The sequence below is a fragment of the Phycisphaerae bacterium genome, assembly GCA_024102815.1.
GTDB lineage: Bacteria > Planctomycetota > Phycisphaerae > UBA1845 > UBA1845 > JAGFJJ01.
In genome coordinates this window covers 161,055-176,344 of record JAGFJJ010000031.1, presented here as the reverse complement: position 1 = coordinate 176,344, position 15,290 = coordinate 161,055, and the positions used below count along the sequence as shown (strand labels likewise).

Here is a 15,290-nt window from a genome sequence, read left to right as displayed (position 1 = left end):
AGCAGCGGCTGCGCCCCAATTTGAATGCCTTCGCTGGACAGGCGGGCGCCGGACGATATCGTCGGGTCCCATGTCCCGAACCGAGAATGTACCGGAGCGCCCGGCGGCTCACACCGCCCTCGCCTTACGGGCGGCACTGGGCATCGCCCTCTTGTCCCTCGTGCTTTTCGTGGTAACTCAGGCACCCGAGGTCCAGCCCGGTGATTCAGCCGAACTGGCGCTGGTGGCCCATGAACTGGGCATTACGCATCCCCCCGGCTACCCGCTCCATACATTCACGGGGAAGGGGTTCGCCTGGATGTTCGGCGACCCCGCCCGCGGAACGCGCATGCTCTCCGCCGTGTCGACGGCCGGCGCGGTGGCGCTGCTGTGCCTGATCGCGATTCGCCTGACCGGAAGCGTCAGCGCCGGCGCTCGAGCGGCCGGCGTGCTGGCAGTGGTCCCCGCGATCTGGAGTTCCGCGGTCATCACCGAGATTTACAGCGTCAACCTCTTCTTCGTCGCACTGAGCCTGCTGCTGTTTCTTCGCTGGGCGGAAAGGCCAGTCCTGTCGCGCGGGCTGGCGGCGGGAGCGGTGCTGGGACTGTCACTGGGAAGCGGCCTCGCCAATCTGCTGATGCTCCCGGGATTCCTGGTGCTGTTCTTCGGTGTTCGCCCCATCCGATGGCGACAGGGGCTGCTTACGGCGGCGATGTTCGTCGCGTCGGGAGCACTGATCGAGAGTTGGAACTACTTCCGCGCCGCTTCGTACCTGCCGCTGGGCACGCAATATGTCCCGAATACTCTGGGCGGATTGCTCCGCTATCTCAGCGGAGCCCAATTTGGTACGACTATGGTCCAGCCGCCGGGTTTCTATCTTGGCCGGCTGATCGAGCACGGCCTGCACGTCCTCGCCTCGCTCTCATGGATTGGGATCATTCCAGCAGCGATTGGCGTCGCCGTGCTCTGGGGACGCTCCCGGGGGCTCGTCATCTCCTTGGGATTGATGTTCGCCGGCAATTTCCTCTACTTCACCGGCCATCCGTGGGTGGACTACCAGGAGATGATCAATCCGTCCTACTTCCTGATCTGCCTATTCCTGGCTTGCGGACTCGCGTGGATGCAACAACGGAAGCGACGTTTCTGGGAAGCAGCGGGAACCGCGATTCCCATTATCGTTACGGCGTGGCTGCTTGTTGTCGGACTCTTTGATCATCCGCCGCAGTCAACCGCGCGGCCCGTAACCAGCTTCGTTACCGCATCGCTGGAGCGGTTTCCGCCTGACGCGGTGGCCGTTTGCGACTGGTACAAATTCGCACCGATGGTCTACTTTCAGCGTGTTCACGGCATGCGGCCGGACGTCACGCTCGTTGAAGCCATCCGCCAGCCGCGGCGGTACGCATGGGGGATGGTGGACGACGCGTGGACCTTTGCGGAGGAATCGGCAGCGACACGGCCGGTATTTGTCGACTCGATTCCACCGGTTACGACTCCGGGCGATGCTGCGAATGTATCAGCTCCGGCAGGCTGGTTCGCACTGCCAATGTCGACTCCGTAGTCGTCCGCGCCCATGGAGACGAATGCGGGCTCATTGCATCCATGCCGAAACCACGAAGATCGAAGAAATCGTCAGAAGCGCAAGCGCTTGGATGTAGCGGCGATGAAGAAACCGGCGGTCATTTTCGCCGAGATTCTTCTCGGAAAACGGCGCCATTCCCGGTATCCGCTGAAAGATCCACCAGCCGCGAACGGCAATTGCGGTTCCTGTGATCAAGGCAACCGCGGGAAAGAACGCTGCAACGGCCGAAGGAATCAGCAGTAAGGGCATGAGCAAGAACATGGGAATCGGCCCGAACCCCGAACCGAGTGGCGTCGGATCGCCCAGACGCCGGGCTACGGCGACCGCAACGACCAGTCCCGCGAACGCGATGGCCAGGGTCATCAACGAACCTTGGGATGCCGGATCGATGAGCGGCGCCAGCAATATGGCGATGGAAAATGTCGCGAGACGATTAACGTGTCGGCATGCCCGATCGCGCTCCACTGCTTCGGCCACACTGACGGAACGCACACCGCGATGGTCGTATCCGAACCCGCATTCCGGGCATTGCCTCTCGGGGATCTCTCGCAGGTTGTAGCCGCAGTGAGGACAATAGAGGTCTTCACCGGGCAGTGAGTCCGCAGCGCCGCTCACCCCAGCGCTCTCTGCCTGACTGAAATCCGCCAATCGCGAGGACATTTCGCCCCGACGGAATTGAGCAGACCGATCGATGCCTAGGACTCCAGTTCGCGACAGCGCCGCCCGAGTTCAAGAAAGTACTCGACTTCCTCGTCGGTCATGTCCACGTCGCGGCGGGCCATGACCCTGGTGGCCACGTCCAGCAGTTTCTCGACGTCGCCCGCGCGCAGGCCCTCCTCCGCCAGCCATCCGAACGAAGGTACGAATGACGGAACCAGGCGCGTCGTCGCCACGCAGGCGGCCATGCCGATCACGCAGCCGGTCGGCAGACTGGCGTTGATGCCCACTTTGGCGTGGTCGCCGATGATCGAGCCGAGGAACGTCTCGCCGGTATCCGCCTCGCCGATCGGCAGCCGGACGCGAACCGATCCGTACGTATTCTTCAAATCAGAATTCGTGCACCCTGCGCCGAGATTGACCCAGCTGCCCACGTACGAATGCCCGAGGAAGCCTTCGTGCTGCTTGTTGCTGTAGCCGTCGATGACGCAGCCGTGTACCTCGCCGGCGATGCGACAGACCGGTCCGATGGCATTTCCTCCGTGGAGGTACGCGCGTGGATGGACGCGCGTGCCCGGACCGACGTACAACGGGCCCTGGAGCACAGCCAGCGCTCCGACGTGTACGTCGTGGCTCAGGTAGATGGGGCCCCCCGTCGAGTCCAGCACGGCCGTTCGGTGCACATGACTCCGTTGCCCGACATGCAGACGTGCGGGATTATCCATCGACGCGGGATCGACTTCGCCGTCGATCAGCGCGTCACCTTCGTGCCAGTCCCCTTCGATCAGGCGGCCTACGTCGCGAATCAAATCCCAGGGGAATCGAATCATCTGCCCCTGCAATGAAACGCGCGGCACTTTGGCGAGGGCCTCACCCGACGTCCCGGGATCGAGGAGCGTCTCGGCGCTGAGCCGCGACGCCAAGGCCTCGTCACAGGAGACGACGGCGATCTCGCCGTCGACCATCCCCACGCATGGTGGCTGCGGAAGCGAGCCAGTACCGTCGAACAACCAGCGCGCATTAACGAGTATCGTGCCGCCGGATGCGGGACTATTGGCCGGCGCGCCGCACCGCTGCCGAGCGACATTCGCCATCCATGGCCGGCACCAAATACCGGCGACGGCTTGTCCGAGTTGCTGGGCGGTCCGATCCAGGATGATCTTGCGTCCCACGCGCAACTCGAAGAGGGACCGCCAATACGTCAGCGGGAGAAGTTGTTTCCAGCCGTGATCTTCAAAGAGAATGAGTTCGCTCATATCTGGTCCGCGCGGAAGCGAGCGCGCTCTGCCTGCGGCACCGGTGGAGATGCGCCGGGACCTTGCCGCGAAGTGGTCCCGTCAGCCGATGTGCTCAATTGTCCAAAAAAACGAGCCTGCGCCGAGGGGGCACAGGCTCTCTTGCAGTCCGAACGGGCAACCGTCGTAATGCCGGTAAGGGCGGTTGGCAGAACCCTTCGCTAAGGTGGGCGGCGTCACGGGTCGCGGACCGCCAGTCTCAAAGGGACCGGTACGTCGTTGATGACCGTCGTATTGTCGCCCTTGGGTTCCGCATCGGTTCGGCCAATGAATGCCCTCGGTCGAGCATGAAAGCCGCTCCGATCAGACCGAATCATTATATCACTCGCACCGGTCGGGCAGAAAGAAAAACGGACGTTTTTTGCTGCCGACCGGGACTCCACTCTTAACGATTTCGTCATTTTCTGCTGCGGAACTTGATCTCTCTTCGGGGGCACATTGCGGCAAAATCGCCCCCCGCGTGCGATCCGCCGCGCGTGGCCTAATCTTCACGATGGCAAACGTTTGTGTTCACCGAACAGGCGGGGACCATCCAGGGGATGTCGAGCCACCCTGTCGGAGTCTGGCCCGTCAAACTCTGCGGCCTATAATGCCGCCCGATCGGGCGGCCGAGTGTATCAGGTGGGAATCAACCGGCCGAACCCGGCAGTTTCGAAAGCAACCGTTCTCTCGCGAGGCCTTCTCATGTCGCAGGCATCGGAACACGCAACGAACTCCGGCGGCTGGCTCGAACAGACGGGTTTGCTGCACATATTTAGGGCTATTGGGCTCTCGCTCCAACCCGGAAAGCTGGGGCTCGCCCTGCTCACACTGATCCTGACCTTTCTGTTCGGCAGCCTCCTCGACGCCCTGTGGGCCATCCGCGGCGGCGTGGACAGCGCGGCCGTCGACCGCTTCATCGCCTCCAAGGAATTGGGCACCGAGTACGAGAGCCAGCCGGGCAATGCCGGCGTGTTCGAGGTCTGGCGTGAGCACACGCAACGGAAGATTTTCGGACTGTTCACATCGTCCATCCCCGGCGCATCGGTTGCCGAGGGGACGCCGCTTGGGGAGTACTTCGCCTACCACGCCCAGCGGGGGCCGCTTCGCAACATTGCCTCACTTGGCGTTGGAATCTGGTGGATGTGGGACCAACATCCCGCCTTCTTCCTGATCTTCTGGGCAGGCTGTCTCGTACTCTGGAGTTGGGGCGGCGGCGCCATCTGCCGGCTTGCCGCCGTTCAATTCGCCCAGGACGATAAGCTCACCGCTTCGCAGGGAATTGCCTACGCGCAGCGGCACCTCTTCAACGGGTTCATCCTCGCACCGTGCGTGCCGCTCTTCTTCGCCCTCCTGGGCGTGATCACGCTGGCGATCTTCGGTGCCGTACTTCGATTGCCCTTCATCGGGGATGTGCTCGCCGGCGTTTTTTTTCCTGTTGCCATTCTGGCGGGCTTTGCAGTAGCCACACTGATTATCGGATTGCTCGTCGGGGGACACCTCATGTGGCCGGCAGTTGCCGCGGAGGGCCAGGATGCCCTGGACGCATTCGCCCGCGCCCTCAACTATGCCTTCACCCGCGTGTGGAAAACGGCGATTTACGCAATTATCGCCCTCGTCCTCGCCAGTTTCTGCTGGGTGTTCATCAACCTTTTCACCTATTTGGCGCTGTATATCAGCCACGAAGTCATCCACTTCGGTGCCTCATGGTGGGAACGGGGAACCGTCGTCGAGCCCGCCAACAAGCTTGATCTGCTGTGGAGTCTAAAGGGACCGAGCGCGCTCTATACATGGCCGGAAGGCAGCCATCTCGCTTGGTACGAGTACATCTCCGCATTCTTCATCGGCCTGACCGTGCTTCTGGTCATTGGACTTATGTTCTCGTTTCTGATCTCGTTCTATTTTTGCAGCGCCACGATTCTCTACTTCCTCCTTCGCCGCGATGTGGACAAGGTCGACCTCGGGGAGATCTACCTCGAAGAGACCATCGGCGGTGACGCGGAACGTGTCACGCAACAACTGGCCTCCGCAAAGAGTGAACCAGGCGGCGCCGAATCCGGACCGGCCACATCAGCTTCGGAAAACGACTGAGACTCGTCGCACATCCGAACGAACCACGGCGAATCCGCCGATTGCGGTCAACCGGTCCTCCCACCGAGGCCGATAACCCTCGTGGGTACCCAACTCGGTCGACGCTGCGTTGTGTGCGAAGGGTCGCGAGTTTCGAGCGGGAGGGCGTGGTCTTGCGAAGAATCGGTGTTCTCAGCGTTGGAAGCGGATGGTGGATCGACGCCTGCCGTGCGGCCAGCTTGGACCACGCGATCGTCGGTGATGACTCTCTGTTCGAAGGCAACCTTTATGCCGCTGACCTTCAGGCCCGGGTTGGCCGCGGAAGTGCCATCGACAGGCAGCTTTCGCAGCAAGGGGTCGATTTCCTGCTTGATTGCGGCGGCGCGGGGCTGACCTTCGCGGCCAACCCCGACCGCGAAAATGACTACCTGCTCCTCCATGAACGATGCGGAAAGCGCCTGGTTTCGCACATTATCGACCCGCTGGTCACGACTTTTCAGGGATTGCCCTGGCCAGCTGTCTGGCAGTGCCTGCAGAGCGGTACGTGGACCAAGGCCGTATGGGACAAAGCCCAGGCGCGAGAACTCTTGCGGTTCGGCGTGCCCAATGTCTGCCATTTGCCGATGGCCGCGCCGGACCGCGACTACGATACGACGCCCATCGACCCCGGCCAGCAGCGCCCCGTTGTCGCCTTTGTCGGCGGCCAGAACACCACCTATTTCTCTTCCAATGCCGCCGTCCCAACGGGGTCATTGCTTCCCGGAACGATTGCCCATGCCGTCCGAGGCGACCTCGGAGCCTACACGTTCGACGAAATCTACCACGATCTCTTCTCGCTCGGCGAGGCGCCCCAACCCGATGACGAGCCTCGCCGCAGGCTGGAGAAGATCGTGCAGTTCTACAACGCCAAACTGTTCTTCAACGCCGCGCTCTGCCTGCGGAATCGCGACCGTTACGTCCTCTTCCTGGCGCGGCGACTCGAGAACGTCTTCGATTTGGTTGGCACCGGCTGGGACAAGGCCTACGGCATTCCGTGCCGCTCGCAGTACGCCACCACGAATGAATACCTCGCCAGCTTCCGACAGTCCGCCATCAACCTGAACTTCGTCAACGGGAACGCTGAGACCGGCCTGAACATGCGGCACTTCGAAATCACCGCTTCCGGCGGATTCATGCTCTGCGCCGACCAGCCCGAACTTCGTGAGTGCTTCACGCCCGGGAAGGAATGCGCCGTATTCACCGGCGAGTCCGACCTGTTGGAGAAGATCGGTTACTATCTCTCTCATCCGGCTGAGCGCGCCGACATCGCCCTGGCCGGACAGCGCCGCACGCTGAGGCAACATCTTTACAGCCACCGCCTGCGCAAGTTGATTACCTTCATCGAAGACGCGTCTGGCGGTGGACGCGACGCTCATGCCGAAAGCGCTCGCGATCGAGAACCCGCGATGGAGAGGCGTTGATGGTCCGCCGTCCGCTGCGTATCGCCACGACCGGACAGCTCGAGCAGTCCGTACGCGAGGCCGGCTTCGAAGCCTACCGCGTGCCCCTGGACGATGCCGGACTCGACTTTCACCGCCCCCTCACGCAGCGACTTGCCGACGGCGCTGTTTTGCGCCCCTTCCTCGAAAAGCATGACATCGACATGCTTCTCGATCACAACACCGAGACCATGACTCTTGTACCCGTCGAAGGCGACAAAGAGCGGTTCGCCATGACCGCGGCCGTCATGGGCATTCCCTACGTAGCCTCCTATCTCGACCCCGTTACGTCTACCATGCAGCGCGTGCCGTGGGCGGATCACTGGCAGCTGCTCGAGAGTCCTGATTGGATCAAATGGATCTTTGAAACCGCACATGGCGACGAGCTGCGTAAGCTCGGCGTGCCGCAGGTCCTCATGCTTCCCATGGCCGCGGCGAACCGACCGTACGACACCAGCCCACCGCCGGAACCCGACGCCGGCCCTGTGGTGGCGTTCATGGGTCATCCGGCGTCTTCCTGGTTCCACAACAATCAGTCCATCGGCTCCCGAGACCTGTTCGCCGGGCTCACCGCCGCTGCCGTGCGCGCCGATATGCCCGACCTGGCTTTCCACAATATCTATTTCGATCTCCACGATTTTGCCACACCACCGATGCCAACGGAGGATTTTGCCGCGCGGGTGCGGAAGTCCGCTGAGTATTTCAGCCAGAAGTTCGCCTACAACGCCTATCTCGCGGTCCGTCAGCGCGACCGCTTCGCTCGATTTCTCAAGAACAAGTTGGGCGACCTGTTCGAACTCGTTGGTGATCACTGGGAAGAGTACTACGGACTTCCCCATACGCCGCGCATCTGGGACATGAGTGTCCTGCACCAGCGTATGCGCCGTGTCCCGATCTGCCTGAATCTCATGAAGGGCTGCCTGGAAAGCGGATTGAACATTCGCCATTTCGAGATTACTGCCAACGGCGGCTTCATGTTGACCTACGAGACACCGGAGCTGCACCAGTGTTTCAAGGTCGGCGAAGAATGTGATGTCTTCCGGAGCGAAGCCGAGCTACTCGAAAAGATCCAGTATTACCTCGCCCATCCGCAGCGCCGACGGGAGATCGCCCTGGCCGGACAGAGAAGGACGCTGTCCGAACATCTCTACAGCCACCGAATCACACGTGTCGTCGAATTGCTTCGCGATCGCGGCCTGCTTCCGCACCCGCCGATGGACAGCGAATGGCAGGCGGAGCCGGTCTCGCATTCAACCGCCGCAGCCTCCGTCAGAGATTAGCTGCTGGCCGATCGATATTTCCGCAATGCCAGACGACTCACCACCGACGAAAGTCCCACCAACAATATCGCCACGAGCATTACGTAGCCGACCATCCCGGCACTGAATGTCCGCACCATGACATTGGCCGGCAGATTGGACACCATGAGGATGGGAATCACGAACACCAGCGCAAACCAGAGCACGCCCCCTGCAAACCTCTGGTAGATCTCCGCGGGATAGCGCGCCAGGCTGACGGCATAGAACCATAGATGATCCACACCCGTCTGGCGGATCAGCCAGATGCTGGTCATCGAGAACATGAATAATACGGAATAGAGAATCATCACGCCGCCGACAATCAAGAGTGCGAACATGGCAATTTGCCCGGTCGTGATCGGTCGACCCACGAGTGATCCCGCATAGACGCACAATCCGATTCCCACCGGCACATTGGCCAGCGCTGCATAATCGACTTGATGGAAACTCAGGAGAAACTGGGCATTGGCCGGTCGCACGAGCACGAAATCGAGGTTCCCCGTTCGTACCTGCTGGCTGATGCGCCAACAATTCCCGAAAAAGAACGTCTCGAACAAACTGGTTACGAGCATGTGCGTTCCCAGAAGGAACAGGTACTGCCCCTCACTCCAGCCCTGCACATGCGCCGTGTTCCGGAAAATGACATTCACGAAGATCAGCAGGAGGACAACCCAGCCGATTTCACTGGCGGCATTGACCAGGAAATGACCCCGGAAGCTCATCTCTCGAAGGAGGCTGTTCTTCCAGAAACGCAGGAGGATTCTGCCGTAGCGGGCTCGCAACCGATCTAACCCCCAAAGGCCGCATATCGCCGCAGTCCCATGGCCCAGGCAATCCGCATCAGCAGCAGCAGCGTTACCACCCATGCCGCCTGAACGGCAATCACGCCCATACTTTCCCGTACGCTCAGCTTTTGCAGCAGAATCAGCGTGGGGTAATAGGTTTCGTAGGCGAACGGCATCCAGGTCACGGCTTTCTGCACTACGGGTGGCAGCAGGCTCAGGGGAAACATATGTCCACTGAGAAAGTACTGTGCCGTCATGAAGACATGGACGAAGCTGGCAACTTCCAGAAACCAGAAACCGAGCATGCCGATCATCCCGTTTATTGCGAAACCGAGAAAGAAGGTCAGCACGCAGGAAAGCACGATAAGCAGGAACATCGTCGGCGTCGGCCAGCCGGGAAGGTAGTCCCGGCATATCCAGAAAATGATGGCGTAGGGTCCGGATGCCATCAGGAAGTAGACCGCTTTGTGGGCCATTCGTAAGGTCGTCTGATAGACGAGATAGTCGATGGGCTGAATGAGATACTTGCGGAGCTCGCCCTCCCGGATGTCCCCGGCGATCTCCGTCGCCAGACCGGGCATGGACCCGAAGGCCCGGTTGACCATGACCAGCAGGTAGTAGGCGACCATCTGCTGATAGCTTAGCCCGCCCACCATCTCCCGGTCGCCGCCGGTATAGATTGCCCGCCAGAGCAGAATCGTCGTGATAATGGGGATGAACCTGAGAAACGTGGATACGAAAAAGTCCACGCGGTAGACGAGGCGCTCGGACAGCGCCACGCGAAAGACAATCGCATACTTGGCAAGGGCGCGATACGACAAACTTCCGCCTCCTCAGATCGACCCCTGCCCAATCTCCTGGACTCCTCGCCGGGGCGAGCGAGTCTCTCCCGGTTCCGCAGCGCTCTCCGCAAACACGGCCGAGATGACTTCCTCAATCGGTGGATCGCCCACCCGCAAATCGATCACGTCGAAGGTCCGCAGGATTTCCCCTGCCCGCCGTGCGGATTCAGCGCGTGGCAGACGCAAGGTTACCTCCGGCGGACGGAGCGCAACCACCTCTCCGAACTCACGGATCGACTCGGGGAAGACGCCGTCGGCGAATCGGAGTGTAAGCAGTTTGTAGGCCGAGAATCGTGACACGATCTCGGCCAGCGGACCGTCATGCACGAGGCGGCCGTGGTTGATCACCATGACGCGGTCGCACAGCGCTTCGATGTCCTGCATGTAGTGGCTGGTCAGGAGTACCGTGACTCTTCGCCGCTCATTGTATTCGCGGAGGCAGCGCCGAATGGCTGACTGTGCCACCACATCCAGTCCAATCGTCGGCTCGTCCAGGAAGAGAATCTGCGGCGAGTGAAGCAGGGCTGCGATCAGCTCCATTTTCATTCGCTCGCCCAGGCTGAGTTCGCGCACCGGCTGGTCCAGAAGTCCCTGGACATTCAGCAGCGTGGTAAGCTCCTCCTGCACGGCAAGGAACTTCCGCTCCTCGATGTCGTAGATTTCCTTGTGCAGGCGAAACGACTCGGACGCGGGCAGATCCCACCAGAGCTGGTTTTTCTGCCCCATCAACAGGGCGAACTGCCGGCGATAGGCGTTCTTGCGCTCCCAGGGAACGAACCCGAGTACCTTCGCTTCCCCGCCGGTGGGGTAGATCAGCCCACTGAGCATTTTCAGCGTGGTGGTCTTTCCGGCACCGTTGGGGCCGAGGAAGCCCACCATCTCGCCTGGTTCAATCGTAAAATCGATCCCGCCGACGGCGCGCACCTCCTTGTAACGACGCACAAACAACGCCTTCAACGAAGCGGCGAGCCCTTGGGGCTTTTGGACCACCCGGTAGGTCTTTCGAAGATTGCGGACTTCAATTGCGGCCATGGAAAGTGATCCTAGACCGACCCCGGGCGGATCGCACGCCAACGCACCCGGCGAATCTTGACCGCCGAACCGGAACTCTCCGATACCTCCTGCCGATGAGTCCGCTACGTTCCTGCCTCTTGAACGCAGTCGTCGGAACTTGTATGTTATTGTCACGGCAGGTCAGAGGGCCGTCACGAAACCGGGCGCCTCGTTCACATCACACGGCGGACCGGCCGACAGTCTTCCAACTGCGCTTTTGCGTCGATCCTTGCATTTCGCGTTCGGCCGGAGGATGTCCGTGAAACGGCGCAAGAACAGCATGCGCCCAGACCTTGGGAGGCGCCCGCGGGACAAGATCCGTGCCGTCCGCTCCGATGGTCAAACCTCCCCACCATCCATCTGGAACGCCGCGCTGGCGGTTTTTGCCCTCGGCCTTCTCGTCCGTGTCCTTGCACTGTTTACTTTGGCCGATTCCCCGCTTCTCAGCGTCCTGATGGGCGATGCCCGGGCCTACGACCAGTGGGCAAGGGAGATTGCTGCTGGCGACTGGCTGGGTCGGGAGGTTTTCTATCAGGCGCCACTTTACCCCTACTCCGTTGGGTTGCTCTACAGTGTATTCGGCATCTGGCCGCTGATCGTTCGATGCGTCCAGGTGGTGCTGGGGGCCGCGGCATGTGCGATGCTCGTGCCGGTCGGCCGACACTTCTTTGACTTTCGAACGGGAGTCCTCTCGGGACTTCTGCTTGCCCTGTATCCACCCGCCATTTTCTTCGACCTGATCATCCAGAAAGCGGCGATTGCCTTGGTACTGCTCGTCCTCATGCTCTTCTCCCTCACGAGAATCCACACGGCGAAGAGCCTGTTCTGGTCTGCGGCAACCGGCGCGCTGCTCGGATTGCTCGTGCTCACACGTGAGAACGCAGTCGTTCTCCTGCCGATCGTCGTGCTTGCCGTTCTGCTGCGGCCACGCACGTCTGTCTCAACGCCTGCCGTGCCGATTGACGCCCACAACGATGAACCGCCCTCTGGCAGGTTCCTGGCGGCGGAGTCTTCCCGCGTGTCCTGGCGTGGGGCGCTGACGTCGACCGCCGTAATTGTCATCGCATTCCTCGTGATCCTCACGCCGGTCGCCTGGCGCAACTATTCGATCGGCGGCGTTCCGCTGCCCACGGCGTCGAACATGGGTGTGAACTTCTACATCGGCAACCACGCCGGAGCCTCGGGCCTGTACCAGCCCCTTCGCGGTTTCGGTGGCAACGCCAGCCAGGAAGCGGATGACGCCACCGTTCTTGCGCAAGAGGCACTGGGTCGTGAACTTGCACCGGCCGAGGTGTCCCGGTACTGGTTCGATCAGGGTATGCGATTCCTTCGAGAATCACCCGTGCAATGGGCGGGACTGCTTGCGCGAAAATGGATGCTGGTGTGGAACAAGGCCGAAGTCCCGGACACCGAAGCCATCGAAGCGTACGCGTCCGATTCCAGCATCCTCGCTGTCTTGGTGCCGTTCTGGCATTGGGGCGTGTTGCTTCCCGTGGCCGCGATGGGCGCCTGGCTTACACGCAAACGATGGTCCGACCTGCTGGTCCTTTATGCCATTCTTTTGGCACTGGCCGCCAGTATTTCCCTTTTCTTCGTCTTCGCCCGCTTCCGGCATCCGATGGCTGCCCCACTGGCGCTGCTGGCTGCCGCGGGGCTGACGATTTTGCCCGGCCTGGTCCGCCGCCGCCGATACACGGAACTTGCTGTCGGCGCTGGTTTCGCCGTCGTCGTCGCGGTGGCATCAAACTGGCCGGTTCTTCCCGCCGGATTTCAGCCCGAGGCGATAACCCGAACAAACCTCGGGAACGCCCTTCTGGAAGAGAACCGCTTCGAAGAAGCCGCCGCACAGCACCGCCGAGCCCTCACGCTTCGTCCCGGCTCGCCTGAAGCTCACTACGGACTTGGCCTTGCCCTCGCCAAACAGGGCGACGCGGATTCAGCGCTCGATCACTTCCTTGCCGTACTCGAACAAGTTCCCAATCACGCAGACACACACTACTTTGTCGGTCTGATCCGCCGCCGACAGGGTAACCTGGACGCCGCGCGGCGGCATTTCGAAGCCGCGATCGCTCTTCGGCCGGATCACGTCGATGCGCGCAACAACCTCGCCGCCATTTACGTCAAGGAGGGGCGCATCGACGAAGCCCGCCAACAGTATGAGTCCGCCCTCGCCACGAGCCCCGACCACGCTGACACGCATTACAATCTGGCCGGGCTCTTTGCCCGCCAAGGGAACCTCGACCAGGTCCGCTACCACCTCCGCGAGCTGCTTCGCGTCCGCCCGGACGATGCCGAGGCACGCACCATGCTGGCCAGGATCGAGTCCCAAACCGCGCCCTGAAACGCCCGTATTGCTTGGCCAGTCCCCGCAGCGAGGATCTCCGGCCCCCGTGGGTTTCGGCCTTCTGTCGCGTCTTCCTGATCGCGGACGAATGCGTTACAATGGCGGTTTTGTCCCCAAACCGGCAAGCATTATGAAGATTTCGGACATTCTCAGCGAGGACAGCCTACGAGTTCCTCTCGAGGCCAAGGACAAGACCGCCGCGATCACGGAACTCGTCGACGTGCTCCATCGCGGGCAGCGCATCGGCGATCGCGACGAGGTGCTCCGCGCCGTGCTCGATCGCGAACGGGTACGCTCCACGGGCATCGGTCATGGATTGGCTGTCCCTCACGGCAAGGCCCGCACCTGCTCACAGTTGGTCATGGCCGTGGGCAAGGCAGACACACCCATTGATTTTGCCAGCGCTGACCGCTTGCCCTGCGAGTTGATTATCCTCCTGGTAAGCCCGATCGACCAGACCGGTCCGCACATTCAGGCCCTCGCCCACATCAGTCGCATGTGGCTCAAACCCAGCCTGCGGATGGCGGTCAGTGAGGCGACCACCCCGGCCCAGCTCTACGAGGCCATTCGCCTGCACGAACAGGACTGATTCGGTTCCCCGTGACGATTTGATCGAATCGCTCGATTGCGAGTCGAAAACGAGACCTCACGCGAGGCTCGCGTTCGAGCCTTCGCGCACTATCGCTCACGCGCGATCCTTGCCGACCGCCTGCAATTGCTGCGCGAATCATCCGACCCCGTGTGCTACCCGCAATCCGAAGACAGTGAGTTTTTCCGATTGATGTAAATCTCTTCCAGTAAGCTACTTACGGCAACCAAGGTGTACCCGCACATCGCCGTTCGTTCCATGGTCAAGGTGGGATGGCACGCGCCTTGTCCTATGCGGCAGGCCGGGGATTGGAAATCGCTCCATGGGTGGAGCGTGCAGGAGTCAGCAGGATGCCGCGGACGGGCCAGGATCATCCGACTCGCACACGTGTCAACGATCTGGCACTCGACTGGGCCGGCATCGGCCGTTTGGTCCGCAGGCAGACGGCTCAAGCGGTGGCGGAGCATTACGGCATCGCCGCGAACGATGAACGTGTGAGCGATCCAGGTTTGCGGCCCCCGCCTCCGGCGGGAACGGCCGAGGCGGACAGGCGGAAGTAGGGCCATGAGCAGCTACGGATTCTGGCTTTCAGCGGCGGGTATGAAGATCAACGATCTTCGCCAGACGCTGCACGCCAACAACCTGGCCAACGCCCAAACGACGGGATTCAAGGAAGACCTCGCCGTGGTCATGGCTCGGCCCGTTGAGAGTCGCGAATCCGTGGACGGGTTTGGCTTTTCGCATCCCGTCCTGGACGGAATGTCCGGGGGCGCAGAGGTCATGCCGACCTTCCACAACTTCGCCCAGGGGAACATCGAGCGCACCAATCGAGCTCTGGACGTGGCTATCGAAGGAGACGGCTTCTTCGCAGTCAGCGATGGAACCGCAACCCGGTACACGAGAGACGGCGAGTTCACCATGAACCTGAACGGCGAACTCGTGCTATCGACCGGCGGTGGTCGGTGGCGGGTGCTCGATGCGGACGGGGCGACCATCCAGCTCGATCCGGCGGGTGGCACGGTGCGTATCTCCGATGACGGAACGATCCGTCAACGGAACGAAGTCGTCGGACAACTCGGCCTCCATGACACAGGCAATCGCCAGTCAATGCGCAAGTTCGGTGAGAATCTCTTCGACGCGGGGGTAGCGGAGATGCAGCCGGTTCCGGCGCATCTGCGATCCGAGTCGCGCGAGTCGTCGAACTACGATCCGCTGAAGGGACTGGCCATGATGATCGAGGCGTCGCGGGCGTATCAGCTCAACGCAACGCTGGTGCAGCTTCAGGACCAGGTGACCGGGCAGGCGGTTTCGACCGTTGGACGGGTCGCCTAGGAGTTGACGG

The 15,290-nt window shown here is 61.5% G+C and carries 13 protein-coding genes; 8 read left to right on the top strand and 5 right to left on the bottom strand.

From position 1 onward, the window contains the following. The first annotated feature begins 70 nt into the window (after positions 1–70). Positions 71–1,537, top strand: coding sequence for a DUF2723 domain-containing protein (locus J5J06_08300; protein MCO6437074.1), 1,467 nt, complete (start codon positions 71–73; stop codon positions 1,535–1,537). A gap of 30 nt (positions 1,538–1,567) precedes the next feature. Here J5J06_08300 and J5J06_08295 read toward each other — a convergent pair whose 3' ends face one another. Continuing rightward, positions 1,568–2,173, bottom strand: coding sequence for a zinc ribbon domain-containing protein (locus tag J5J06_08295; protein MCO6437073.1), 606 nt, complete (start codon positions 2,171–2,173; stop codon positions 1,568–1,570). Positions 2,174–2,253: 80 nt separating this feature from the next. Beyond that, positions 2,254–3,471, bottom strand: a complete 1,218-nt coding sequence (locus J5J06_08290; protein ID MCO6437072.1) for a hypothetical protein — start codon at positions 3,469–3,471, stop codon at positions 2,254–2,256. Positions 3,472–4,194: 723 nt separating this feature from the next. On the opposite strand from J5J06_08290, the gene J5J06_08285 reads away from it, so the two are divergent. From J5J06_08285 to J5J06_08275, 3 genes are all read left to right on the top strand, one after another. Next, positions 4,195–5,580, top strand: a complete 1,386-nt coding sequence (locus tag J5J06_08285) for a hypothetical protein (GenBank protein MCO6437071.1) — start codon at positions 4,195–4,197, stop codon at positions 5,578–5,580. A gap of 152 nt (positions 5,581–5,732) precedes the next feature. Continuing rightward, a complete protein-coding gene (locus J5J06_08280; protein ID MCO6437070.1) occupies positions 5,733–7,019 on the top strand; it encodes a glycosyltransferase in 1,287 nt (428 codons plus the stop codon). Next, the gene (locus J5J06_08275; GenBank protein MCO6437069.1) at positions 7,019–8,317 is read left to right on the top strand and encodes a glycosyltransferase family 1 protein; all 1,299 of its coding nucleotides are present in this window, start codon (positions 7,019–7,021) and stop codon (positions 8,315–8,317) included. The genes J5J06_08280 and J5J06_08275 overlap by 1 nt, the downstream gene beginning before the upstream one ends. Here J5J06_08275 and J5J06_08270 read toward each other — a convergent pair. Genes J5J06_08270 through J5J06_08260 form a run of 3 tightly spaced genes read right to left on the bottom strand, consistent with a single transcriptional unit; the run spans position 8,314 to position 10,994 of the window. Beyond that, entirely contained in the window at positions 8,314–9,117 is an 804-nt protein-coding gene (locus J5J06_08270; protein MCO6437068.1) for an ABC-2 family transporter protein, read from the bottom strand. The genes J5J06_08275 and J5J06_08270 overlap by 4 nt on opposite strands. A gap of 5 nt (positions 9,118–9,122) precedes the next feature. Beyond that, positions 9,123–9,941, bottom strand: coding sequence for an ABC-2 family transporter protein (locus J5J06_08265; protein ID MCO6437067.1), 819 nt, complete (start codon positions 9,939–9,941; stop codon positions 9,123–9,125). A gap of 12 nt (positions 9,942–9,953) precedes the next feature. After that, positions 9,954–10,994 (bottom strand): ABC transporter ATP-binding protein, encoded by a 1,041-nt coding sequence (locus J5J06_08260; protein MCO6437066.1) that lies wholly within the window; start codon positions 10,992–10,994, stop codon positions 9,954–9,956. Positions 10,995–11,274: 280 nt separating this feature from the next. On the opposite strand from J5J06_08260, the gene J5J06_08255 reads away from it, so the two are divergent. From J5J06_08255 to J5J06_08240, 4 genes are all read left to right on the top strand, one after another. Beyond that, on the top strand, positions 11,275–13,356 hold the full coding sequence (locus tag J5J06_08255; GenBank protein ID MCO6437065.1) for a tetratricopeptide repeat protein: 2,082 nt from the start codon (positions 11,275–11,277) through the stop codon (positions 13,354–13,356). A 133-nt stretch (positions 13,357–13,489) separates the two neighbouring features. Then, on the top strand, positions 13,490–13,948 hold the full coding sequence (locus tag J5J06_08250) for a PTS sugar transporter subunit IIA (protein ID MCO6437064.1): 459 nt from the start codon (positions 13,490–13,492) through the stop codon (positions 13,946–13,948). A gap of 350 nt (positions 13,949–14,298) precedes the next feature. After that, complete coding sequence (locus J5J06_08245) at positions 14,299–14,508, top strand: hypothetical protein (GenBank protein MCO6437063.1); 210 nt, start codon at positions 14,299–14,301, stop codon at positions 14,506–14,508. A gap of 4 nt (positions 14,509–14,512) precedes the next feature. Then, positions 14,513–15,280 carry a flagellar hook-basal body protein gene (locus J5J06_08240; protein MCO6437062.1) on the top strand — a complete coding sequence of 256 codons (768 nt, stop codon included), beginning with the start codon at positions 14,513–14,515 and terminating at the stop codon, positions 15,278–15,280. The last annotated feature ends 10 nt before the right edge of the window (positions 15,281–15,290 follow it).